Consider the following 22370-nt stretch of genomic DNA (forward strand, 5'->3'; position numbering starts at 1 on the left):
AGCGCTTTTTTATGTTTCTAATGGTGGATGCCATCGATAGATATCGAGTGGTATTTTTCCTTTATCGTCAAACTGAATGCCTTCTGATTCGAGTCGTTGTCGTTGTGTATCTCCTTTAGCTTCAGCGTTATCAGGAGTAGAGATGCCGCCTTGCGCATTGATAATTCGATGCCACGGTAAGTCGTATTTTTTGCTCATGGAATGTAAGACACGGACGACTTGTCTGGCGCCGCGTGGATTACCGGCTTCTGATGCGACCTGTCCGTATGTCATAACGTGGCCTGCCGGGATTTGCCGGATGATTGCCACTGCTTTTTCTGTAAATGTTTGCATAAGTCATCCTCCTTTAGTTAAAAGCGTAGCATAGAATCTACAGCATGTCACACAGTTAAGGTGCGTATTTAGTAAGCTAGATATGCTATCATTTAACTATAGATAGAAAGGAGAATGATTATGTACTCCCACACACTTGAGTATGCAAAAACACTAGATCAACAGGATGAATTAGCTTCCTATCGTAAGGAATTTTATTTGCCAGAAGAGAAAATCTATATGGATGGTAATTCGCTTGGTTTATTATCGCGACGTGCGGAAAAAACATTACTTGAACTGCTTGATTCTTGGAAGGTTCTCGGGATTGACGGTTGGACGGAAGGTACACATCCGTGGTTTTATCTAGCGGAGCAGCTTGGCGAACGAATGGCACCGTTAGTCGGAGGAAAGAAATCGGAAGTCATAGCGACCGGTTCCACGACAACGAATTTGCATCAACTCGTTTCAACATTTTATCGACCAGCAGGTAAGCGTACCAAAATATTGGCGGATGAATTGAATTTCCCTTCCGATATTTATGCATTGCAAAGTCAGATCCGCTTACGAGGTCTTACTTCAGAAGAACATCTGATTCGGGTAAAGAGTGACGACGGACTGACTCTCAACGAAAATCGCATTATCGACTCGATGACGGATGAAGTAGCGCTAATTGTCTTGCCATCCGTATTATACCGTAGTGGACAGGTGCTTGATATGAAGGCGCTTACAAATGCGGCGAATGATAAAGGTATTCCTATCGGGTTTGATCTCTCGCATTCGGTTGGTTCGATACCACATGCATTACATGAATGGGGAGTGGACTTCGCATTTTGGTGTACGTATAAGCATCTGAACGGCGGTCCGGGTTCTGTTGGTGGGTTATTCATCAATGAACGCCATTTTGGTAAAGAAGCGGGTCTAGCTGGTTGGTTCGGCGCTGATAAAACGAAGCAATTCGATATGGAACATACGATGACAGCAGCTAGTGATGCAGGAGCGTATCAAATAGGAACTCCGCATGTACTCAATCTAGCACCTTTAATCGGTTCGCTTGAAATGTTTGAGGAGCTTGGAATGGAGAAGATTCGGGAGAAGTCTTTGACGCTGACAAAATATATGTTGGATTGTATAGAGACAGAGCTAAGTGACTATTCATTCAGTATTGGTAATCCGCTAGATTCTAGTCGTGGAGGCCATCTTTTATTGCTACATGAAGAAGCTGCGAGAATCTGCAAAGCATTAAAGGCGGAAGGTGTAATTCCGGATTTTCGAGCACCCGACGGTATTCGCTTGGCTCCCGTTGCGCTCTATAATTCATTTGAAGACGTATGGCAAACAGTCCAGATTTTAAAGCGAATCATGAAAGACGAAACGTATAAGCAGTATCCAAATGAACGGGGTGTCGTGGCATGACAAATGAATGGATTGATATTTCGCAACCGCTCAATAAGCAAATTGCAGAGTGGCCGGGTGACACACCATTTTCCTATGAGGTGGCAGTGTCTAAAGAGCAATCGGGCTCAGTCAATATTGGAAAGCTGACGATGAGCACACATATCGGGACGCATACAGATGCACCATTTCATTATGACGATGATGGATTACGAATTTTGGATTTGCCGATTGATCTTTATATCGGGCGTGCTTGTTTGATTGATGTAACAGGCGTGAACTGTGTGACGCGCGCGCATTTGGAGAATATAGACTTTAAAGGGGCCAAACGGGTTCTATTGAGAACAAGTAGTCATCCAACGCCAAAGGAATTTCCCGAAAACTTTACTGTAATCGGTGAAGATGTTGGGCCTTTACTGAAGGAGCGAGGTGTTCGTTTGCTCGGTGTCGATACGCCTTCTGTCGATTCGGAAAACAGTAAAGAATTAGTAGCCCATCATTCGCTTTATCGCAATGATGTCATCATTCTTGAGAACCTAGTGTTAGATTCACTGGAAGTAGGGCACTATGAACTTATTGCGTTACCTCTTGCGTTAGAGGATGCGGATGGTAGTCCAGTGCGTGCGGTAGTTAGGAGGTGTCAATCATGACAGAAAAGGGGATTCATACAGATTTTCGTGAGTCAATGACTTACGGAGAATATTTGAATTTAGATAAAGTGTTATCGAGTCAACAGCGATTATCAGGTCACCATGATGAAATGCTGTTCATCATTATCCATCAAGTTAGCGAACTATGGATGAAATTAATTTTGCATGAGCTTGAAACTGCAATTGAATCGATTCAACAAGATGAATTGCCAGAAGCGTTTAAAATGCTTGCGCGTGTGTCAAAAGTTCAATCACAAATTATTCAAGCGTGGGATGTACTCGCTACATTGACACCTGCTGAGTATATGGAATTCCGCGATAGCTTGGGTCGTGCCTCTGGTTTCCAATCTTATCAAAATCGTTTAATCGAGTTCGCTCTGGGCTATAAGCAACCGCAAATCATTACGATATATGAGAAAGACCCACACTTGTCTGAGACATTAGCAAAGGCCTATCGTGCACCTGGTATTTACGATGTAGCAATCCAAGCGTTGGCACGCGCTGGGTTCCCAATCAATCCCAAGTTGCTTGAACGTGACTTTTCCGTCACGTATACGGGTGATCCAACAGTTGCGGATGCTTGGCTGACAGTATACCGCGACGTTGATCAATACTGGGATCTATACCAATTAGCAGAAAAACTAGTGGACATCGAAGACAGTCATCAGCAATGGAGATTTCGCCATATGAAAACAGTGGAGCGTATTATTGGTTTCAAAAAAGGGACGGGTGGATCGTCAGGTGTGAACTACTTAAAATCGGTACTTGATCATCGCTTTTTTCCAGAACTATGGGATGTACGAACTAAAATTTGACAAACTATTAAGTTGGAGATTATGATGAAGTCTAAATAATCAGAAAAGAAAGAGGTGGTCAACTGATGAAGAAGAAACCGCTCGGTCACTTGTTGCTCGCATTCGCGTTGCTACTACAACTCGCTGTGCTGCCATTGCAAATCGCTGCTGCAGAACCCGAAAAGTCTCCTACCTGGATTCCATCAATTAATTATTTAGCACTAGGGGATTCATTGGCAGCAGGAGTTACGCCTACTAATGAATTAGGCAAAGGATACGCGGATTTTTTGGCAGAAAAACTAGCAGGGGAAGAACTATTACAAACTAGTAATAAAGGTTTTTCGTATCCTGGTTATAAGACTGATGATATTCTGAAAGATCTAGAGTTGAACGTTACGAAACCTGTACTTGGTATGGGTCATCAAGATCAAACAGCAACTATTCAACAGTCTATTAAAGAGTCAAACCTAATTACCCTATCAATTGGAGCAAATGACGTGCTTTCAAAAGTGAAGTTTGATGAGAAGGGGACGCCACTATTTAAACCGGAAGAAATCCAATCTTCCATGATGAGTGTGGGAATGAATATCCAAAAGATACTAGGCAAAATATATCAGTTGAATCCAAAGGCACAAGTGTACGTAATGGGTTACTATAATCCGTTTCCTACGTTAAGTGCAGATGTTCAACCGACGATTGGACAATTAGTCAACAGTTTAAATGCTGCGATTAAAAGCGGGTTAACAGGAACGCCAGCTCATTTCGTCAGTACTGCCGAATTGATTGCCAAGAACTTTCCTGTATATTTACCAAATCCCCAAAACATTCATTTGAGTGAAGCAGGCTACAAAGTCGTTATGAATGCCTTCAATGAATCACTAATGAAGAACTATCCATGGTTTAAACAAGACGTACTGACAGTAAATACGAAAGACGCGTCCACTGTAGAACTTAATTGGGAGCCAGTTATTGACACAGGTATGATTATGACGTATCAAGTATTCAATGGCGATCAAAAAGTTGCAGAAGTGATGGGTCCAGTTCTTACGTATGAAATCACAGATCTTCAGCCGAATAAAGAATATAGTTTCACTATTAAAGCAGTTAGTCAAAATGGAAAAATGAGCATTCACAATCTAAACAAAGTCTACACGTTAGACAGTGTACCGACTGAGCCAACTGTGATGTTTACAGACATTTCTAATCATTGGGCAAAAGATGTAATCGAACTAGCCGCTATGAAAGGTATTGTCGGCGGATATACAGATCATACTTTCCGTCCGAATCAATCACTAACACGCGCACAGGCGACTTCTATCATCGTTCGCGCATTAGATTTGAAGCCGCAAAGTACGAAAATGGCATTCGATGATTTGGCTTACTATGCAGATAGCACGAAGGCGGATATTCAAGCAGCTTACGAGTATGGTTTGATGAGTGGTGTAAATGGTCACTTCATGCCAAATAAACCAATTACTCGCGCGCAACTAGCTTTGCTACTTAGCCGTACGTATGCAGTAGCGACAGGCAAGCCATTCACACCAACAGCACCTGCACCATTCAATGACATCCAAAAATTTTCCAAAGATACACAATGGGCAATTGCTGGGTTGTATCAGTTGAACATCGCAACGGGTGACCAAGGGAAATTCATGCCAAACGCTCCTACTACAAGAGCGCATGCAGCAAAGATGATTGTGAACTCGATGCAAGCGATTGGTCAATAAGCAATAAAAATGGAAGGGCTCGGATCTATCGAGTCCTTCTTTTTTATTGTACTTTAATCTTAGGAAAAAGTAATGTGGAAGCGGGAAGTATACCATTACGCTACGTTCCGATGGGCCCACGATGAACCCACCCTCTAAAGCATAAATCCCTATCCGCTCATTAAGTATTCGTTATCGTTTTACTGTCTTTATGCAGTACTGCCGGAAACAACCGCTTTTCTAGCGGACTCAATCGCAATCGGTAACGTCGCAATACTACTAGAAATGAAAAAGGCTGCCGTGTAGGCATCTTTTGTATTACAATAGAAAAGCAATACGGGATTGCCGTAAGTCTTCAAGGAGACACTATAAACAAATAAGTAAAGGATGAGTATACCGTGATAAAATACGTCAACGAAGAACAGCAGACCTATGAATGTGTCCTATCCTCGCTCACTATCCGCAGTTACGCTGGTGGCGAAATTACCAATAGGGGCATACAGTAAGAAGTTAGCTGAAAATTCGTTTGTTAGCTTAACAATGCTTTACATTGCAAGCAGAAAAGAATAAAATTATGGTAATAGTTAATTACCCCAACTAACCTTTAAAGGAGTGTTTCACGTGAAACGACAACCACAGTTTTTTGCAGAATATATTCAACTTTATCGTCCTTTATTAAATCGATTAAATACCCTTCTCGCACCATACGGTTTGTTTAATTCGCAATGGGGCATACTAAAGCTATTGAAGCTTGAAGGAGAAATGACTTCGGCAGAAATTGCTTCACGTCGTCAAGTAGAGAAGCCAAGTGTCACGAAAATCATTCAGCGCCTACTAGAAATGAATTTAGTAAGTATACGACCTGGTACGGATCGTCGAGAAAAGTGGATTGGTTTGACTGAGCTTGGACACGAAACAGTAGATAAGGTCGTTTTACAATTAGAGACTTTGTATTGTGAACTTTTGGAAGGCGTTGAGCTTGAGGATATTGAAACAGCAATTCGCGTAATGGAGTCAGCAAGAAAAAATCTAAATAAATAAGAGAGTGATCAGATGAACAATAAGGAAATCTGGACAAAGGACTTTATTGTTACTTCTATTATTAATTTCTTTTTAATGTTAGTGATGTATTTATTAATCGTTACGATAGCACCTTTTTCAGTGAAAGAATATGGCGTCTCAACAAGTGTGGCGGGGCTTGTGTCAGGTATATTCATTATCGGAACATTGATTGCAAGACTTGCGATAGGTGGATTGATTAGCAAAGTAGGTAGTCGCAGAATTTTATTAATCGGCTTGGCGATAACTGTTTTATCTTCTGCCTTTTATCTAGGAGCGGTTAATTTACCATTATTGATGGCAAATCGTTTCTTCCATGGAGTTGGTTTAGGTATCGCATCGACTGCAACAGGAACAATGATTGCTCAAATGTTGCCGCCATCACGAAGAGGGGAAGGTATTGGTTACTTTAGTTTAAGTACAGTACTTGCGACTGCAATCGGACCGTTTCTTGGTATTTTCTTAAGTCAGCACTTTGAATTTCGTGTATTGTTCTTTTTCTGTTTAGCTCTTAGCATTTGCTGTGCAGCTATGTTTTTCTTTGTTAAGAAAACACCAGCCGTTATGCCTAAAAACGATGTAAAAGTGTCAAAAGTGAAATTTGGTGTTAATAGTTTACTGGAAAAACGCGCATTGCCTATTGGGTTTATCACGTTGTTGGCAGCTATGGCCTATTCAGGTGTTTTGTCATTCATTTCGTTCTATGCAGAAGAAGTTAATTTAGTAAGTGCGTCGAGCTTTTTCTTTTTAGTGTATGCCATTGCTGTATTATTTTCTAGACCATTTACTGGAAAGCTTTTAGATGCAAAAGGTAATAAGTTTGTAGTATATCCGTCGTTGTTGTTATTTGCAGCGGGGCTTTTACTATTGAGTAGTGTGCAGGTAGGTTGGGTGTTGTTGCTTGCAGGAGGAATTTTAGGTCTTGGCTTCGGTAATTTCCAATCATGTGCGCAAGCGATTGCTTTACAGGGAGTGAAGCCGGAGCGTCTAGGTGTTGCCACGTCTACGTTCTTTATCTTTTTAGATTTTGGATTTGGTTTCGGTCCATACGTACTTGGTTCACTTATACCGATTATAGGTTATCGTGAGTTGTATGTCGTACTTACAATTGTTGTAGTCATTGCACTTTTCTTATTCATGCTGTTTAGCCGAATGAGAAAAGGTTCTGAACAGGCAACAGTGTAATTAGAATAATCAGTAGAAGAAAAGACACTACGTCAAACAGCGTAGTGTCTTTTCTATAGATATTAAGCGGGTGCGACTAGTACGCGCGTAAATATGGCCGGCTTTGTCTGCTCGTTAGAAATTGGTAATGCTATCATTCATCTTCATCATATTAAGTAATTCATCGTAATCCTCACGTTCTAGACGCAAGTCCCGTCTAAGGAGTATAAGTGAAACAATCCATATATTGAAATAATTTTTATAGTAACGAACCAGACATAAAAACACCTGTGAGGATAAAGCTCACAGGTGAAAAGGTTAATTTGTATAGTTATCGAAATAGCCTTGTATGAAGACGATTGGTGTTCCTTTATCGCCACTTCCAGAAGTTAAATCCGATAATGAACCGATCAAGTCTGTTAGCTTACGAGGTGTTGTTCCTTGTGAAGCCATAGAACCCATTAAGTTTGTATCTTTTTTCTCAATAAAGTCAGAAATAGCATGTTTCAACTCTTCGCCACGTAAATCAGAGAAGTCATTGTCTGCTAAATACTTTAGTTTTACTTCATTTGGAATGCCGTCTAATCCACTAGTGTAAGCAGGGGACACGACTGGATCTGCCAGTTCCCAAATCTTGCCGACTGGATCTTTAAATGCGCCATCTCCATAAATCATGACTTCAATATGTTTGCCCGTTTCTTTTTTTAGCATTTCTTGAATGTTGTCGACAACAGGTTGGCAACTATGCGGGAACAGTTTAATACTGTCTTCTTGTGCTTTGTTGGCACCAAGTAAACCGAACTGTTCATTGTAGCCACTACCGTCGATGGATTCTGCTAAGATGTCGTCTAAGCTGTAAACTTTCTCAGCACCATTCGCTTCAAGAATTCGCTTCGTTCTAAAACGTGTATGGATATCACATGTTAGCACTGTTTTTGTATAATCTAAAATCGTTCTAGCGTTGTTTGAGAAGATGACTTCGTGTTCTAAACCAAACTCGTCCATTAATGATTTGTAGTATTCAATGTAATCGACACCAGTGAAGGGGTGTTTATTTTCACCAAAATGTTCACGGAATTCAGCTTCAGTCAACACATCTGTCCAAGGATTAACGCCTTTTTCATCTAAACGATCTAGCTCTATCAAGTGGTTTCCGACTTCATCAGAAGGGTAGCTAAGCATTAAGACAATTTTCTTTGCACCTTTTGCGATTCCGCGCAAACAGTTACCAAAACGATTACGACTCAAAATAGGGAATATCACGCCAATTGTATCATCACCGAATTTTGCCTCGATGTCTTTTGCGATATCATCAATAGTTGCGTAATTCCCTTGTGCACGTGCCACGATGGATTCTGTAATTGATACTATATCTTTATCTTGAAATGAAATATTCTCAACTCTAGAAGCTTCTAATACGCTGTCTACCACGATTTGTTCGATATTGTCGCCTTCATTGATGATTGGACAACGCAATCCTCTAACAACGGTACCTACTACTCTTTCCAAATCAATCGCTCCTCATTGAAACTCAATTTGATCACTCTTCACTGTATTATAGCGTGTATTTATGATATAAGTAAAATTAATATACTTAATAGGTGGTATAAGGGGTGGTTATATGTCGATCAACTTAGAATGGTATAAAGTTTTTCGTACGGTAGTTCAAAATAAAAGTTTTTCAAAAGCGGCTAGACAGTTATTCATGACGCAACCAGCAATCAGTCAAATTATTTCGCAGCTGGAAGGGGCACTAGATGCGCGTCTTTTTAATCGTACTTCTAAAGGTGTTTCATTGACTGACGAAGGCTCGATGTTGTTCGAATACGTTAATTCTGCGTTAAATCTTATTGATGCGGGAAATGAAAAATTACGTGAGCTGAAAAATTTGTCGGCAGGAGAATTGAAAATCGGTGTAGGCGATACAATCTCTCGTTACTATTTATTGCCCTATTTAGAAGCATTCCATACCAATTATCCAAGTATACGTTTCAAAATTATTAACGGAACGACAATGGAGCTTATTGCTTCATTGAAATCGGGTGAAGTTGATATTGCGGTTTGTAACTTTCCAGTGGAAGATGATTCTTTAGAACAACGTGCGTGTTTTGATGTGCAAGATACATTCGTTTATGGTGAGAGATTTGAAAAACTGTTTCTCCGACCAGTGCCATTGCAAGAATTAACAAGGCTTCCGCTTATTTTATTGGAATCTAAATCAAACTCGCGTCAGTATGTGGAAGACTTTTTATTAGAACAAGGTGTGAAAATTTATCCGGAGTTTGAATTAGGATCACATGAGTTATTACTAGAGTTCGCGCAAATCAATTTAGGTATTGCTTGTGTAGTCAAAGAGTTTTCGGCAAATTATTTGGATACTGGTAAGTTGCAAGAAGTAGAATTTTTGGATCCTATCCCGAAGCGAAGCATAGGTGTCTGCTATTTAAAAGACGTTTCTTTATCACCCGCAGCTTCTAAGTTTATTGGGATTTTAGAGAAGGAATGATGGGGAAAGGAATGATGGGAAAATGATAAACAATTCGTTGTCGCGCTCATAGAACTAGTTCTCGCGCTCATAGCCTGTGTTGCCGCGCTCATAGAACTAGTTCTCGCGCTCATAGCCTGTGTTGCCGCGCTCATAGAATTAGTTCTCGCGCTCATAGCCCGTGTTGCCGCGCTCATAGAATTAGTTCTCGCGCTCATAGCCCGTGTTGCCGCGCTCATAGAAGTAGGTCGCGCGCTCATAGCCCGTGTTCCCGCGCTCATAGAAGTAGGTCGCGCACTCATAGCCCGTGTTGCCGCGCTCATAGAACTAGTTCTCACGCTCATAGCCTGTGTTCCCACGCTCATAGAACTAGATCTCGCGCTCATAGAACTAGTTCTCACGCTCATAGAACTAGTTCTCACGCTCATAGCCTGTGTTCCCGCGCTCATAGAACTAGTTCTCGCGCTCATAGCCTGTGTTGTCGCGCTCATAGAACTAGGTTTCTCGCTCATAGCCTGTGTTCCCTTCCAACATGAAGAGGCCGAACAGTGTTCAAGCTGTCCGGCTCTTTCTCTGTATTTGTAAACTTTCGACCACAAAGCAATGTTGTCCAACAGCTTCATGCCACGCTAATGAACGAACATCAAGCTTTGGTTTCCAATCGATTTTCACAAAATGTTCTTTTCCTTGGTCAGTAATGAATGTTCATGATCATTCACACGAAAAGTTTCTAGTTGTTTGTTTTTGCTATTTCTATCTACTTGGCGGTCTTTTATCATATAAAATCCTCCAATCGTAAAAAAGTAGTCTGTCCCTTTATCCTCGATTTTGATAGTAATAAACTACCGCTAGATTCTTCCAGACCGTACGATAGAGAAAAGTAAATAGACAAACATGAGAGTTGCAACAATAGAACCTACTTCAATAAGAGGAAGATGTAAGAATATAGCGGTTTGTCCGGAAATAGCTGAGCCGATAATCAGTCCCACCATCAAAATACTGAATGCAAGCAAGACGATACTCAATGAAAGACGGTTAGCAATCTTATCGAACCTGCGGAATATGATATTCGATTCTTTCAAACCGACAGCTAATTCAACTTTTCCTTTTTCAATCGTTTTCACTGCTTTTTTAATATCGTTAGGTAATTCCACTAGAATTTCTGTATTTTTCACTAGCGAATGCCAGCCGTTCTCGAGTAAATAGCGCGGGTCATATTGTTTAAGAAATGCTTTTTTACCATAAGGCTCGATTGCTTTCATGATACTAAAAGAAGGATCTAATGTACCTAAAACACTTTCTAACGTAAGAATCACTTTTGATAAAATGGCGATTTCATTCGGCAGACGAATATGATGGCGGAACGCGATAGAAAAAATCTCCATGAACACATCGCCAAGCTTTAGATCCGTTAAGGGAGTTTCATAATACTTGCGCTGGATATTTTGTAAGTCCCGATACAAGGCATCGGTGTTCGTATGGGCATCTAGAATATCCATCGAAGAAAAAATATCAATTAGCCGTTGAATATTCCCTCTTTGTAAAGCCAGCAGTAGGGAAATGAAATGATAAGTCATTTCTTTACTAAGCTGCCCGACCATACCAAAATCAATGAAGTACACAACAGGTCCCGGTGCGATAAAAATATTGCCAGGATGAGGATCACCATGGAAAAAACCGTATTCCATTACTTGTGAAAGCATAGAGTCAGCAATTCGTTTAGCAAGTAGTCGCCGATCATACCCTTCTTTGTCTAATTGCTGTATATTACTTACTTTTACTCCCGTAACTAAGTCTGTAGTAAGTACTTTGCGTGTAGTGTATTCATCGTAGACACGTGGCACATGAATATCAGCTATCTTTGCAAATTGTCGTGAAATTCGTTCGGCATTGCGGGCTTCTAACTGATAATCGAGTTCTTCCCGCAATGATTGGGAAAATTCATGGATGAGATCGCGTAGATGATAAGCCTTGGCCCATTCCATATTCTTCTCTAAGAAGCCTGCTAAGTCATGGAGAATCGATAAATCAGTACTCACTTGTCGTTCTATATTCGGACGTTGTATTTTCACTGCTACGAACTCGCCGCTATTCAACCGGGCTTTATGTACTTGCCCAATTGAAGCAGAAGCAAGGGGTTCTTTATCGAACTCTTGAAATAATTCTTCTATCGTCCCACCTAGTTCATATTCAATAATTTCCTGCACCACTTCAAATGAAAAAGATTCGACGTGGTCTTGTAGTTTTTCAAGCTCTGATGCAATTTCCTCCGGTACTAAATCACGGCGACCACTTGCGATTTGCCCAAGTTTGATAAAAGTTGGTCCGAGTTGTTCTAGCGCAATACGTAGCTTTTTTCCAACATGATATAAATTCACATCAGCTTTCTCGTCGGCAGAAAAGAATTTTCGATCAGTCAACCCAAGTCGGAATAAAATATGGCTGAATCCATTTTTGAAAAAAACATTGATAATTTCTTGAAAACGCTGTGCATTCTTCATTCTTCGTTTCAGCAATAAGAACACCTCCGTTAGCCCCTCTCTACAAAAGATACCATTAAATCGTGTGCAGTGAACAATGAAAAGACCCCATTCCTCTAGCGCGAGAGGGAATGGGATCATGCAATCAAAAAATCTTTTTTCGATCGCGTACTTCTTTTAGATGAATCGTGTATGAGAGTATTATCTGAGACATTGATCATCCGTTGGTAAGACGCTCGTGCCTTTTATTCAGCCGCAACTTCTTTAAGCGTTGCTCTCCTGCATCCGTTAGGAAATCCTCTCCCTTTTCGAGCGGATCAAAGACTACCATGACGTCATGCTTCAGCAGCAGAATATTGGGGGAAGACCCGGTGGCTGAACATTCATGAATTGCTGTGTTGGTAGTGAAAAGGTCTTCACAAGCACAGGTGGGCAATGATCTAACGGAGATGCATAAGGTTTATAGCTACCTCGGTACGCATAGTTATCGAGTTCTCCTTATTAACGTATGTAAAGTATGCAATGTTTATGATAATGATGGCGGGAATTAACTGAACGATATAGGGAGAAAGAATATAATGAAAAAGACATCTTCGCTTGAAGATGTCTTTTTCGGTGTGTAGTATAAATAGTTATACTCCGTTTGGTAAATATATCTCCTCCCTTTTTATAATTGGAAATGTGTTATTTACCCTTTGTTTACGGGTATGAAGAATAGTAAGAGAGTTACCAAATTAAACACTAGGAGTCGATATAGTTGTGAATAGAAAATTTTGGACAAACCCCGTATTCTACATCTCGGCAGTATTTATCTTTATACTTGTCGTATTAGGTGCCGCTAAACCAGCACCTTTCGGAAAGGTATCCGAAAGATTATACCACTTTACGACAGATAATTTCGGCTGGTTTTATTTACTTGCAGTATTTATCGTCATTGTATTTTTAGTAGGACTAGCTATCAGTAAGTTTGGCGCGATTCGGCTTGGAGGCGATACCGAACGTCCAGAGTACCCATTTTTTACATGGATCGGTATGCTGTTTTCTGCTGGTTTCGGTGTAGGGCTTGTGTTCTGGGGTGTGGCGGAACCGATGAGTCATTATTTTAAATCACCGCTTGCTAGTGTAGAAGCACAGACGGAGGAAGCTGCACGTGTAGCAATGGGCTATTCATTCTTCCACTGGGGAATTTCACAGTGGGCAATTTTCGGTATGGTGGGATTAGTTATTGGCTTCTTGCAGTTCAGGAAGAAGAAAGATGGCTTAATTTCTACAGCATTGGAACCGTTGATTGGAAGCAATCGCCATGTGAAGACTGGGATTGATTCATTCGCTGTTGTAGCGACAGTCATGGGGATCGCGACTTCATTGGGAATGGGAGTTTTACAAATGAGTGGCGGGCTGGAATATGTATTCGATATAAAAAGTACATTTACCGTTCAACTCATAATTATTGCTGTCGTATTTGTTGCTTATATGACATCAGCTGCATCGGGATTGGGTAAGGGGATTGCGTATCTTGGGAATTTCAATCTCGGGATGGCGATTGCGTTATTAGTGTTTTTCTTTATTGTAGGACCAAAAGTGTTTATCCTTGAAACCTTCACATTAGCTATTGGGGATTATATTAATAATTTCATTACGTATAGCTTGCGATTACAGCCTTATCAAGGTGGTACGTGGGTGAAGGACTGGACAATATTCTATTGGGCTTGGACCATTGCTTGGTCACCGTTCGTTGGTGCATTCGTTGCGCGTGTATCAAAAGGGCGTACAATTCGTGAATTTATCATGGGCGTGATGGTCATTCCTCCAGCATTTTCTTGTATGTGGATTGCAACACTTGGAGGGACGGCTTTATATAGTGATTTGCGAAACGGTACACAAATTGCACAAGAGGTTGATCAAGATGTAACGTCTGCAATTTTTGCTACACTGCAACAATTACCTATGACAAATATCGTATCATTTTTAGCAATCGTACTCATTTTTACATTTTTAATTACGTCTGCTGACTCTGCAACATATATTTTAGCAAGTATGACAATGCGTGGAAGTTTATTCCCACCATTAGTTGTTAAATTCATCTGGGGCTTCTTGATGACTGCTATTGCGGCCGTGCTTTTGTCTGCCGGTGGACTAGAAGCGTTGCAATCAGCATCACTCGTATCCGCTTTACCGTTTACTTTATTCCTATTGCTTCTGATGTTCTCCTTGGGTAAATTATTAGCGCGTGAACCAATCACGGTCAGACCGACTGATATTCGTCAATTTGAGCATGTGGAAGGAGAAGTTAAAAAGAGACGGAAACGTAAAGAAAGTGAAAAAGAGAGAAGAATGCGTCGGGAGAAAGAAAAGGCGAGAAAAGCAAAAGAAAAAAGTGATAAGAAATATCAGGAACTTGAAAAAAAGAAATACATGGAATATGAAAAGGAAAAAGAGCAAAAGAAAGGACAAGATGACGAATAACATAGAAGCCGGATCGTTGCGTTTAGCACGAGCCGGTTTTCTCTATAACGAAAAGGGGAAATAGGCATGTCGATAGTGAAGATAGAAGATATTTATTTTAAAAGAGGCGACAATCAAATTTTGCAAAATGTAGATTGGGAAATTTCAGAGGGACAACAATGGGGCTTGCTAGGTTTAAACGGCTCTGGGAAAACGTCCTTACTATCTATTATTTCCACATACGAGATTCCCTCTTCAGGTGAAGTGGAAGTGCTTGGGAAGCGCTTTGGCAGTACGTACCTACCCGAACTTCGTAAAAGAATTGGTTATGTCAGTAGTTCATTGGAAAAATTCTCGGACTATTTCTGGAACGAAACGATTGAACGAGTCATCATTAGTGGAAAGTTCGCGAGCTTTGGTATTTACGATAAAATCATTGATGAAGATTGGACACGCGCGCACTTTTTAGTGAAAGAATTCAGGTTAGAACACGTAAAAGGTAAGAAATTCAATGTGCTGTCTTAAGGAGAGAAGCGACGTGTGCTAATCGCAAGAGCGTTAATGGGAGAGCCGGATTTGCTTATTTTGGATGAGCCATGTTCAGGTCTGGACATTTTAGCAAGAGAACAATTCCTTGAAGCACTTGAAATAGCCACGAAAAATAATGTTCATATTGTCTATGTTACACATCACATCGAAGAGCTCGTACCGGAAATTACGCATGTCTTATTGTTAAAAGACGGCCAAGTAGTAGCTGCGGGACCTAAACACGAAGTAATGACAAGTGAGCTCCTATCAGAAACCTATCAAGTGCCTGTCACTATTGAATGGCGCATCGAACGTCCATATCTTACTATTAAATAAAGTTAGTTAGTGTAGTTTATAACGATCCAGAGAGGGAACTTTCTATAATAGGAAACTCACTCTGGAAGGGGGCAAACGGTTATGCCTAGGAAACGAAAATGGACGAAAAAAAGAATTGCTTCATACATCTTACTTTTATTTGCGTTATTGTATGCGGGAATTATGCTCTGGCATACGTACAAACCGTTACCGCCTGGAATATCTTATGCGGGTGAGTTACATCAAGTAGAAGATATTGAATTTTTATATGATCTAACCTATTCAAAGACAAAATCGAAAGACCAGTACACATCGGAACTGCGTATTTTTAAAGAAGTTTTCCGGCTGATTGATGAAGCGGAACAGTTTGTTGTAGCGGATTTCTTTATGATGGATGACTATTATGATGAAAAGGAAGACTTTATTCAGTTGGCCGATCAATTGTCGAAGACTTTAGTAAAAAAGAAGAAAGAGAATCCTGACATGCCGATTATCTACATAACAGACCCGATAAACACGGGCTATGATTCGTATGAGTCGGAGTGGTTTAAGAATCTTGAGAAGGCGGGTGTGCAAGTCGTCTATACAGATTTAGAGCCATTACGTGATTCGATGCCTATTTATTCAGGGGTCTATCGAATGCTACTTCAGTGGATTGAATTTGATGGTAAGAACCACTTTCCTAACTTTTTAGCAAATGATGCGCCAAATGTGAAATTTACGTCTTACTTAAAACTATTAAATGTCAAAGCCAATCATCGAAAAACGCTAGTAACGGATCAAGCGGCCTTAGTGACTTCATCGAATCCTCACGCTGCAAGTAGTCGCCATGGGAATGTAGCGTTTAAAGTGAAGGGGCCAATTCAAAACGATATTTTGGAATCAGAAGAAGCCGTTCTGCAGTATTCTTCCGGAGGGAAGTTACCTCGTGTCGAGAATGTAGTAGAGGGAATAGGTCCATACGAAGTCCAATATGTAACAGAAAGTAAAGTACTAGAAGCGTTAGTGAATGATATAGAGAAGACCAAAAAAGGTGATCGCATTCGAATGGGAATGTTCTACTTATCCGAGCAACAAGTCATTCAACCGTTAGAAAAAGCGGCAAACCGTGGCGTCACTATAGAGATGATTCTCGATCCTAATGAAAATTCATTCGGCAGTAAAAAATCAGGATTACCCAATCGACCTGTCGTGCAGGAACTTAGAGAGAACACAGACAATAAGATTGACGTGCGTTGGTACAATGCAGTGGTTGGACAGTATCATACTAAACTGGTCACTATCCAAACAGCAGATAAGACATTCATCACCAATGGTTCTGCCAACATGACGGAAAGGACATTACGCGATTATAATCTAGAAGCCAACCTACGGATAATTGCCCCTACCGATAGCGAGTTGACGAATGAGATCAATACGTATTTTGATAGGCTGTGGAATAACGAAGATGCACTTTATACGTTAGATGTAGAAGAATATCAGAACAGCCTAACATTTTTCCAACGCGGCATCTACGCTCTGCAGCGCTGGATCAAAATGACAACATATTAATCATAAACATCGTTTAGCGAACGAGTTAAACGATGTTTTCTTGTTTTACTTTAGGCAAAGAATGTGCAACGATATGAAACTCTACTGGAAAGTGAAGGATAGGAGGGATACCAAATGAAAATAGTTATTTTCGGTGCAACAGGACGAACAGGTAGTGAAATCTTAAGATCTGCGTTAAATAACGGACATGAAGTAAAGGCATTGGTACGTACACCTAAGAAATGTGAGCCGCATGAACGGTTGACGGTAATACAAGGGGGATGTGCGAAATGCTGATGAAGTGAAACGTGTACTTAAGGGAGCTGACGCTGTAGTTAGCGCACTTGGAACAGATCGATCAAACGACAAAACTAACTGAAGTGATACTGGTGATTGTAGATGGAATGATGGAGCATAGGATTAAAAGAACTGTAATAATACGTACAGCGGGTATCCGCTCGTTACTTCTCACCCCCAAAAATAAAATCAGAAAACTGAGCGATGAAAACCAATTGGTTTTTATCGCTCAGTTTTTTTAGGGACTTATTGGACAGCCTCTTTTCTTATGTGAAGCGTGCGACTAACTCGTGCATCTTTTCTGCTTCGCTGTGTAGCTCAACCGATGAGTGCATAATGGATGTGACAGCTGTTTTCTGCTCATCAATGGATGCATTCACTTGCTCAGTAGCAGCAGCCGACTCGGTTGCGACACTAGCAATTTCGTTGATCGCATTCACTACGACGAGTCGGTTATCATCCATTTGATGCATATTCTGATCCAATGAAGATAAACGATTCGTTATGTCATGAATCGAAGTAGATAATCTATTGAACGCGCTTTGAACATCTTCAATTGCAACAAATTGTGTTTTTGACAATTCCAAAGTATGACCCATCTTTGAATCAGAGGTAGCGGTGCCAGCTTCAATGCGACCAAGTAAATCACGCACACGTCCAGTAGCTTGGTGTGTGTCTTCAGATAACTTTCGGACTTCTGCCGCGACAACTGCAAAACCTTTTCCGTGTTCGCCTGCGCGAGCGGCTTCGATACTAGCATTAAGTGCAAGCAAGTTCGTCTGTTCCGAAATCGAAGTGATCGTTTGAATCACTTGTTGGATTTCTTGCATTTGGTTCGTCAAGTTGGAGAAGTTTGTACGTAGTTCTTCGATGACTACCGTGAACTTTTTAGAGTTCTCCGCAAGTTCTTCCACTTTATCGCTACCGTTTTCTTGTAGATTGGTGACTTCATTCATTTCGTTTATAATCGTGTCGTATTGATGGGTCGTATCGGAAATTAGTACGGAAAGTTGCTCTACTTTGCTGATAGCTAGATCTGCTTCTTCTGCTTGTCTGACGGCACCAGCAGACACTTCTGTAATGGCGTGATAGATTTCATCTGCAGATGCTGTTGTTTCTTCTGTAATAGCGCTTAGCGTCTCGGATGAAACTCTCATTTGTGTAGAAGAATCTCGTGTATTGCCAACCATCTCCTGCAAACTAGTTTTCATATTATTGACGTTCGCGGCTAGTTTACCTAATTCGTCTTGTGAAATGATCGGAATCTCCGGTCCAGATAGTACGCCTTTTGCAATATCTGAGGTCGTGTCCATGATGCGCTTAATATAAGTCATCATGCGACCCGAGAAGAACCAATAAAGAATGACGCCAACAGCTGTTGCGAGAATGGTCATAAATATCGTGTAGTATAAAACTTTAGTGGCGCCTGCGTTGAAGTCCATTTCATACGTGCCAGCTGCGATGATCCAGCCCCACTGCTCATTCATTTCTGCATAGGTGATCTTAGGTGCTTTTTGATTTGGATTATTTGGTGTCGGCCAGTCATAACTGACAAATCCGCCACCCGACTTCGCGACTTCTATTAACTCTCTAACGAAGTAGCGACCGTCATCCGTTTGGAAATCATAAGTGTTTTCTCCTTCAATAGAAGGATGCACTTCTAGCAATCCATCTTCATCGAATGCATAAAAGTAAAAATTCTCTCCAAACTTTGCTGGATTGTCGATGGAACGGGTACCTTCTCCTGTTTTCTTTCCAAGAATTTGTACCCGTGCTCGCTCTTGTGCTTCTTCTAGCGTTAATGCACCTTCTTGTACTTGATGATTCAATTCTTGAATAACCGATTGCAATACGTGTGTACCGTTTTCCAGGCCTAAGCGCCCTACTTTGTCTAGCTCACTTTTTGCCAACATATAGTTTACAGCACCTACAGTCATAGTAGGTACTAAGATGACAATCAATGCGAGTAAGACCAGTTTTGTTCGTACCGATTTCAAATGATCTCATCCTTTCTGTGTCGGACTAATAAAATACTAATTATTACACTAGTGTAATATATAACGACTAGTAAGTATACAGAAGATTTAAGTTACATAGTATATTGCTAGTAAGCGAAGAATGTGTAAAAATATGAAGATTTACTGTAAAGTGAAAGTCAGGGGGGATGTTTAATGAAAATTGTTATTTTCGGTGCAACAGGACGAACAGGTAGTGAAATTTTACGAAATGCGTTAAATAATGGACATGAAGTAAAAGCATTTGTACGTACACCTGAGAAATGTGAGCCGCACGAACGGTTGACGGTGATACAAGGGGATGTACGAAATGCTGATGAAGTGAAATGTGTAATTAAGGGAGCTGACGCTGTAGTTAGCGCACTTGGAACAGATCAAACGACAACGCTAACTGAAGCGATACCGGTGATTATAGATGGAATGACGGAGCATAGGATTAAAAGAATTGTAACAATCGGTACAGCAGGTATCTTACAAAGTCGGAATGAACCGTCACTTCTGAGATATCAATCGAAGGATTCTAATCGTAAGCTGACATTCGCTGCGGAGGAACATCATAAAGTGTTCGACTTATTACGTAATTCTTCATTAGATTGGACGATTGTTTGTCCTACGTATTTACCTGATGGAGAAGCGGTAGGAAACTATCGTACGGAACGAGATTATCTGCCAATTGATGGAAAAGAAATTTCTACTAAGGATACAGCAGCATTTGCTTACGATGAATTAATTAAAAAAGAGCATATTGGTTATCGCGTGGGAATCTCCTATTAATAGCATTTTGACATTTATTATTCCAATAGATTAAATCATTAGCCTTTGAAATGTGAGAAAGGGTCTATAACATTTCCTGTTTCCTGTGGTATATTAGGTTAATAGAACCATATGGATTGAAGAAGGGATTTGATAATCTAATGGGATGGTCTTTGAGAAAATTAATTCAGATAGTGGCGATGTTAGCAATCATTTTAACCTTTTTAACGAGTACAACAGTCGGCTATCGCGTGAACAAGCAGGCTTTAATCGATTCTACTTTGGAGACGAATTTAGCATATGCTGAAAAACTAGCTTCTACAACAGACATTTATTTACGTGAAATGCTTAAAATATTGCAAGTGAATGCGGATGAAGTCCAGTCATTGATTGATCAACCCGATTCTCAACGACAATTAAATAGGGTAGTGGAGCGAATTGGCACACAGACAAGTACGTTTAACTCCGTTGCTATTGTCTCTCCAGAAGGAATTGTACAAAGTGTATCACCCCCGAGTTTGAACTTGATCGGTGAAAAGTTGACATCTGTTGGAGCAAGGCAAGCTATTGAAGAGAAAAGGTCATTAATTTCACAACCATACGTGGGCATCACCGGAGAGTTGATTGTATACATCAGTGTGCCGTTATTTATGGAGGATGGTACGTATAGAGGGTTTTTAGGTGGAGCTATCTACCTTAATAAACCAAACATTTTAGAGAAGATTTTGGGAAATCACTTCTTTGAAAATGATTCGTATGTTTATGTGGTGGATAAAGAAGGCTCACTTATCTATCATCAGCAAGAGAATCGTCTAAATGACGATGTTTCTGCTAATAAAGTAGTGAGAAAAGTGATTGTAGGATCAACCGGTTCACAACGCCTTATCAATACGCAGGGCGTTCCTATGCTCGCTGGCTATTCATATGTACCCATCGCGGATTGGGGTATTGTATCGCAGAGGGAAGAAAGCACAGCTGTTGCACCTGCCAAAACAATGGTGATAAAGATGGCCTTGATGTCATTACCTTTATTATTCCTGGCCTATTTCTTAGTCAGTTATTTATCGAAGAAAATAGCGCTGCCGCTACAAAGATTAGCCTATTATACTGAATCGAGTCCAGAATCTGACCACAAAGTGAAGATGGAGGCTGTCTCTGATTGGTATTATGAAGTAAGGCAACTAAAAGGCGCACTGTTGCATAGCTTGGATTACTTCAGAAATGAAATGAACTATTTCATTCACCGATCTACGACGGATCCGTTGACAGAATTAATAAATCGGCGGACGATGGATGATTTCATGAAACAATGGGTAGAGGAACAAAAACCTTTTGCTTTAGTGATTTTTGATATCGATAAGTTTAAACGAGTGAACGATCGATACGGTCATTCAGTAGGCGATGAAGTGCTGATTTATTTAGCAGATCTCATGCAGAAAGTAGCTAGAAAAGGTGATCTTTGCTGTCGTTATGGTGGCGAAGAATTTGTGATTTTACTGCCTAAAGCAGATAAAGTCACTGCCTATCTAGTGGCGGAACGTTTGCGTAGAAGATTAGAAAGTACGGTCAGTCCATGTGGAGAAATTGTAACGATTTCAGCGGGAGTAGCTGCTTATCCACTGCATGCAAATCATCCTGCACGGTTGATCGAACTTGCAGACAAATGTTTGTATGAAGCAAAACGTACAGGTCGCAATAAAACAATCGTAGTTTCTGATGAACCACAGCATGAATGAGATATGCCGTGGTTTTCTTGATTGGAAAGGTATACAAAGGAGGGGATATGATGGATGAACATACAATGGATAAGCGTCTGCACATCAAAACAGCTGGTATGCGTGAATGGGTTCATCAGCTGGCGCATTATAATCGCTATGAAGCAACGCCTTATGAAGGGCTCGACTATTTATTTGCCCAGCATGACATATTGAAAAGTGGTAGTTGGCTAGATTTCGGCTGTGGTAAAGGAAGGGTCCCTTTTTATGTACAGTCTCTTTACTCATTGGATACCATCGGAATTGAGATGAGCAGTGTTTTATATCAAGACGCGATGAATAATTTAATGGATTATCGCCAGGCGTTTCCTAAGAAAAAAGGGAGTATATCATTTGAATGTATCTTGGCGGAACGTTATAAAATTCCGTCAGATGCCGCTACATTCTATTTCTTTAATCCTTTTTCAATAGAAATATTCCGGTCCGTCATCCGCAATATCGTCCTATCTTTGCAAACAACGCCACGATCAGCTGAAGTCATTTTGTATTACCCAACTACAGCTTATAAACTATTTCTACAAGGCCATCCATCGTTCGAAATGGTTGCAGAAATTCCTATTACGCATTTGCAAGTACATGACGAAAACGAACGTTTCCTAGTATATACATACAAACAGCCCTGAAGCATATGATCAGGGCTGTTTGTATTCAAAGTAGGAAAGTGGATAGA

19 protein-coding genes and 1 pseudogene are annotated in these 22370 nt (G+C 40.6%); 14 read left to right on the forward strand and 6 right to left on the reverse strand.

Features of this window, described 5'->3' with window-relative positions:
- Window positions 1–9 precede the first annotated feature (9 nt).
- Window positions 10–333 (reverse strand): MGMT family protein, encoded by a 324-nt coding sequence (locus ORD22_RS03170; protein ID WP_317644433.1) that lies wholly within the window; start codon window positions 331–333, stop codon window positions 10–12.
- A 120-nt stretch (window positions 334–453) separates the two neighbouring features.
- Between ORD22_RS03170 and kynU the strand changes: the two genes are divergently transcribed.
- From kynU to ORD22_RS03190, 4 genes are all read left to right on the forward strand, one after another.
- Window positions 454–1725: a kynureninase gene (gene kynU, locus ORD22_RS03175; RefSeq protein ID WP_317644434.1), complete on the forward strand. Its 1272-nt coding sequence runs from the start codon at window positions 454–456 to the stop codon at window positions 1723–1725.
- Window positions 1722–2354, forward strand: coding sequence for an arylformamidase (gene kynB / locus ORD22_RS03180; protein WP_317644435.1), 633 nt, complete (start codon window positions 1722–1724; stop codon window positions 2352–2354). Before kynU ends, kynB begins: the two co-directional genes overlap by 4 nt.
- Window positions 2351–3169, forward strand: coding sequence for a tryptophan 2,3-dioxygenase (gene kynA / locus ORD22_RS03185; RefSeq protein ID WP_317644436.1), 819 nt, complete (start codon window positions 2351–2353; stop codon window positions 3167–3169). The genes kynB and kynA overlap by 4 nt, the downstream gene beginning before the upstream one ends.
- Before the next feature lie 65 nt (window positions 3170–3234).
- Window positions 3235–4875: an S-layer homology domain-containing protein gene (locus ORD22_RS03190; RefSeq protein ID WP_317644437.1), complete on the forward strand. Its 1641-nt coding sequence runs from the start codon at window positions 3235–3237 to the stop codon at window positions 4873–4875.
- Between the two features lie 188 nt (window positions 4876–5063).
- Here the strand turns inward: ORD22_RS03190 and ORD22_RS03195 are convergent, their stop codons facing one another.
- Window positions 5064–5288 (reverse strand): cation:dicarboxylate symporter family transporter, encoded by a 225-nt coding sequence (locus ORD22_RS03195; protein ID WP_317644593.1) that lies wholly within the window; start codon window positions 5286–5288, stop codon window positions 5064–5066.
- Between the two features lie 187 nt (window positions 5289–5475).
- On the opposite strand from ORD22_RS03195, the gene ORD22_RS03200 reads away from it, so the two are divergent.
- Both ORD22_RS03200 and ORD22_RS03205 read left to right on the forward strand, forming a co-directional pair.
- The gene (locus tag ORD22_RS03200) at window positions 5476–5895 is read left to right on the forward strand and encodes a MarR family winged helix-turn-helix transcriptional regulator (RefSeq protein ID WP_317644438.1); all 420 of its coding nucleotides are present in this window, start codon (window positions 5476–5478) and stop codon (window positions 5893–5895) included.
- 12 nt (window positions 5896–5907) lie between these two features.
- Entirely contained in the window at window positions 5908–7098 is a 1191-nt protein-coding gene (locus tag ORD22_RS03205) for an MFS transporter (protein WP_317644439.1), read from the forward strand.
- Window positions 7099–7395: 297 nt separating this feature from the next.
- On the opposite strand, the gene ORD22_RS03210 is transcribed toward ORD22_RS03205, so the two are convergent.
- On the reverse strand, window positions 7396–8586 hold the full coding sequence (locus ORD22_RS03210) for a coenzyme F420-0:L-glutamate ligase (protein WP_317644440.1): 1191 nt from the start codon (window positions 8584–8586) through the stop codon (window positions 7396–7398).
- A 112-nt stretch (window positions 8587–8698) separates the two neighbouring features.
- Between ORD22_RS03210 and ORD22_RS03215 the strand changes: the two genes are divergently transcribed.
- Window positions 8699–9583, forward strand: coding sequence for a LysR family transcriptional regulator (locus ORD22_RS03215; RefSeq protein ID WP_317644441.1), 885 nt, complete (start codon window positions 8699–8701; stop codon window positions 9581–9583).
- On the opposite strand, the gene ORD22_RS03220 is transcribed toward ORD22_RS03215, so the two are convergent.
- Window positions 9517–10074, reverse strand: a complete 558-nt coding sequence (locus ORD22_RS03220) for a hypothetical protein (RefSeq protein ID WP_317644442.1) — start codon at window positions 10072–10074, stop codon at window positions 9517–9519. The genes ORD22_RS03215 and ORD22_RS03220 overlap by 67 nt on opposite strands.
- Window positions 10075–10410: 336 nt before the next feature.
- Entirely contained in the window at window positions 10411–12078 is a 1668-nt protein-coding gene (locus tag ORD22_RS03225) for an ABC1 kinase family protein (RefSeq protein ID WP_317644443.1), read from the reverse strand.
- Between the two features lie 723 nt (window positions 12079–12801).
- Between ORD22_RS03225 and ORD22_RS03230 the strand changes: the two genes are divergently transcribed.
- The 4 genes and pseudogenes from ORD22_RS03230 to ORD22_RS03245 all read left to right on the forward strand — a co-directional run bounded on the left by ORD22_RS03230 (window position 12802) and on the right by ORD22_RS03245 (window position 17157).
- Window positions 12802–14508 carry a BCCT family transporter gene (locus tag ORD22_RS03230; RefSeq protein ID WP_317644444.1) on the forward strand — a complete coding sequence of 569 codons (1707 nt, stop codon included), beginning with the start codon at window positions 12802–12804 and terminating at the stop codon, window positions 14506–14508.
- Between the two features lie 66 nt (window positions 14509–14574).
- Window positions 14575–15351, forward strand: a pseudogene (locus tag ORD22_RS03235) (ABC transporter ATP-binding protein).
- 81 nt (window positions 15352–15432) lie between these two features.
- On the forward strand, window positions 15433–16881 hold the full coding sequence (locus ORD22_RS03240) for a phospholipase D family protein (protein WP_317644445.1): 1449 nt from the start codon (window positions 15433–15435) through the stop codon (window positions 16879–16881).
- Window positions 16882–16995: 114 nt separating this feature from the next.
- Window positions 16996–17157 (forward strand): NAD(P)H-binding protein, encoded by a 162-nt coding sequence (locus ORD22_RS03245; protein WP_317644446.1) that lies wholly within the window; start codon window positions 16996–16998, stop codon window positions 17155–17157.
- Window positions 17158–17423: 266 nt separating this feature from the next.
- On the opposite strand, the gene ORD22_RS03250 is transcribed toward ORD22_RS03245, so the two are convergent.
- A complete protein-coding gene (locus ORD22_RS03250) occupies window positions 17424–19154 on the reverse strand; it encodes a methyl-accepting chemotaxis protein (protein ID WP_317644447.1) in 1731 nt (576 codons plus the stop codon).
- A 174-nt stretch (window positions 19155–19328) separates the two neighbouring features.
- Here ORD22_RS03250 and ORD22_RS03255 point away from each other — a divergent pair, with 174 nt between their 5' ends.
- The 3 genes from ORD22_RS03255 (at window position 19329) to ORD22_RS03265 (ending at window position 22323) form a co-directional block, all read left to right on the forward strand.
- A complete protein-coding gene (locus tag ORD22_RS03255) occupies window positions 19329–19946 on the forward strand; it encodes an NAD(P)-dependent oxidoreductase (RefSeq protein WP_317644448.1) in 618 nt (205 codons plus the stop codon).
- 152 nt (window positions 19947–20098) lie between these two features.
- Complete coding sequence (locus tag ORD22_RS03260; RefSeq protein WP_317644449.1) at window positions 20099–21661, forward strand: sensor domain-containing diguanylate cyclase; 1563 nt, start codon at window positions 20099–20101, stop codon at window positions 21659–21661.
- A gap of 50 nt (window positions 21662–21711) precedes the next feature.
- Window positions 21712–22323, forward strand: a complete 612-nt coding sequence (locus ORD22_RS03265; RefSeq protein ID WP_317644450.1) for an SAM-dependent methyltransferase — start codon at window positions 21712–21714, stop codon at window positions 22321–22323.
- The last annotated feature ends 47 nt before the right edge of the window (window positions 22324–22370 follow it).

The organism is Sporosarcina sp. GW1-11 (genome assembly GCF_033088395.1).
Lineage (GTDB): Bacteria > Bacillota > Bacilli > Bacillales_A > Planococcaceae > Sporosarcina.

Excerpts from the sequence above, each read along its gene's own strand:
- kynU (WP_317644434.1), top strand. The coding sequence starts at position 454 with ATGTACTCCCACACACTTGAGTATGCAAAAACACTAGATCAACAGGAT.
- ORD22_RS03170 (WP_317644433.1), bottom strand. The coding sequence starts at position 333 with ATGCAAACATTTACAGAAAAAGCAGTGGCAATCATCCGGCAAATCCCG.
- ORD22_RS03205 (WP_317644439.1), top strand. The coding sequence starts at position 5,908 with ATGAACAATAAGGAAATCTGGACAAAGGACTTTATTGTTACTTCTATT.
- ORD22_RS03240 (WP_317644445.1), top strand. The coding sequence starts at position 15,433 with ATGCCTAGGAAACGAAAATGGACGAAAAAAAGAATTGCTTCATACATC.
- ORD22_RS03190 (WP_317644437.1), top strand. The coding sequence starts at position 3,235 with ATGAAGAAGAAACCGCTCGGTCACTTGTTGCTCGCATTCGCGTTGCTA.
- ORD22_RS03220 (WP_317644442.1), bottom strand. The coding sequence starts at position 10,074 with ATGAGCGAGAAACCTAGTTCTATGAGCGCGACAACACAGGCTATGAGC.
- ORD22_RS03215 (WP_317644441.1), top strand. The coding sequence starts at position 8,699 with ATGTCGATCAACTTAGAATGGTATAAAGTTTTTCGTACGGTAGTTCAA.
- kynB (WP_317644435.1), top strand. The coding sequence starts at position 1,722 with ATGACAAATGAATGGATTGATATTTCGCAACCGCTCAATAAGCAAATT.
- ORD22_RS03265 (WP_317644450.1), top strand. The coding sequence starts at position 21,712 with ATGGATGAACATACAATGGATAAGCGTCTGCACATCAAAACAGCTGGT.
- ORD22_RS03245 (WP_317644446.1), top strand. The coding sequence starts at position 16,996 with ATGAAAATAGTTATTTTCGGTGCAACAGGACGAACAGGTAGTGAAATC.
- kynA (WP_317644436.1), top strand. The coding sequence starts at position 2,351 with ATGACAGAAAAGGGGATTCATACAGATTTTCGTGAGTCAATGACTTAC.
- ORD22_RS03255 (WP_317644448.1), top strand. The coding sequence starts at position 19,329 with ATGAAAATTGTTATTTTCGGTGCAACAGGACGAACAGGTAGTGAAATT.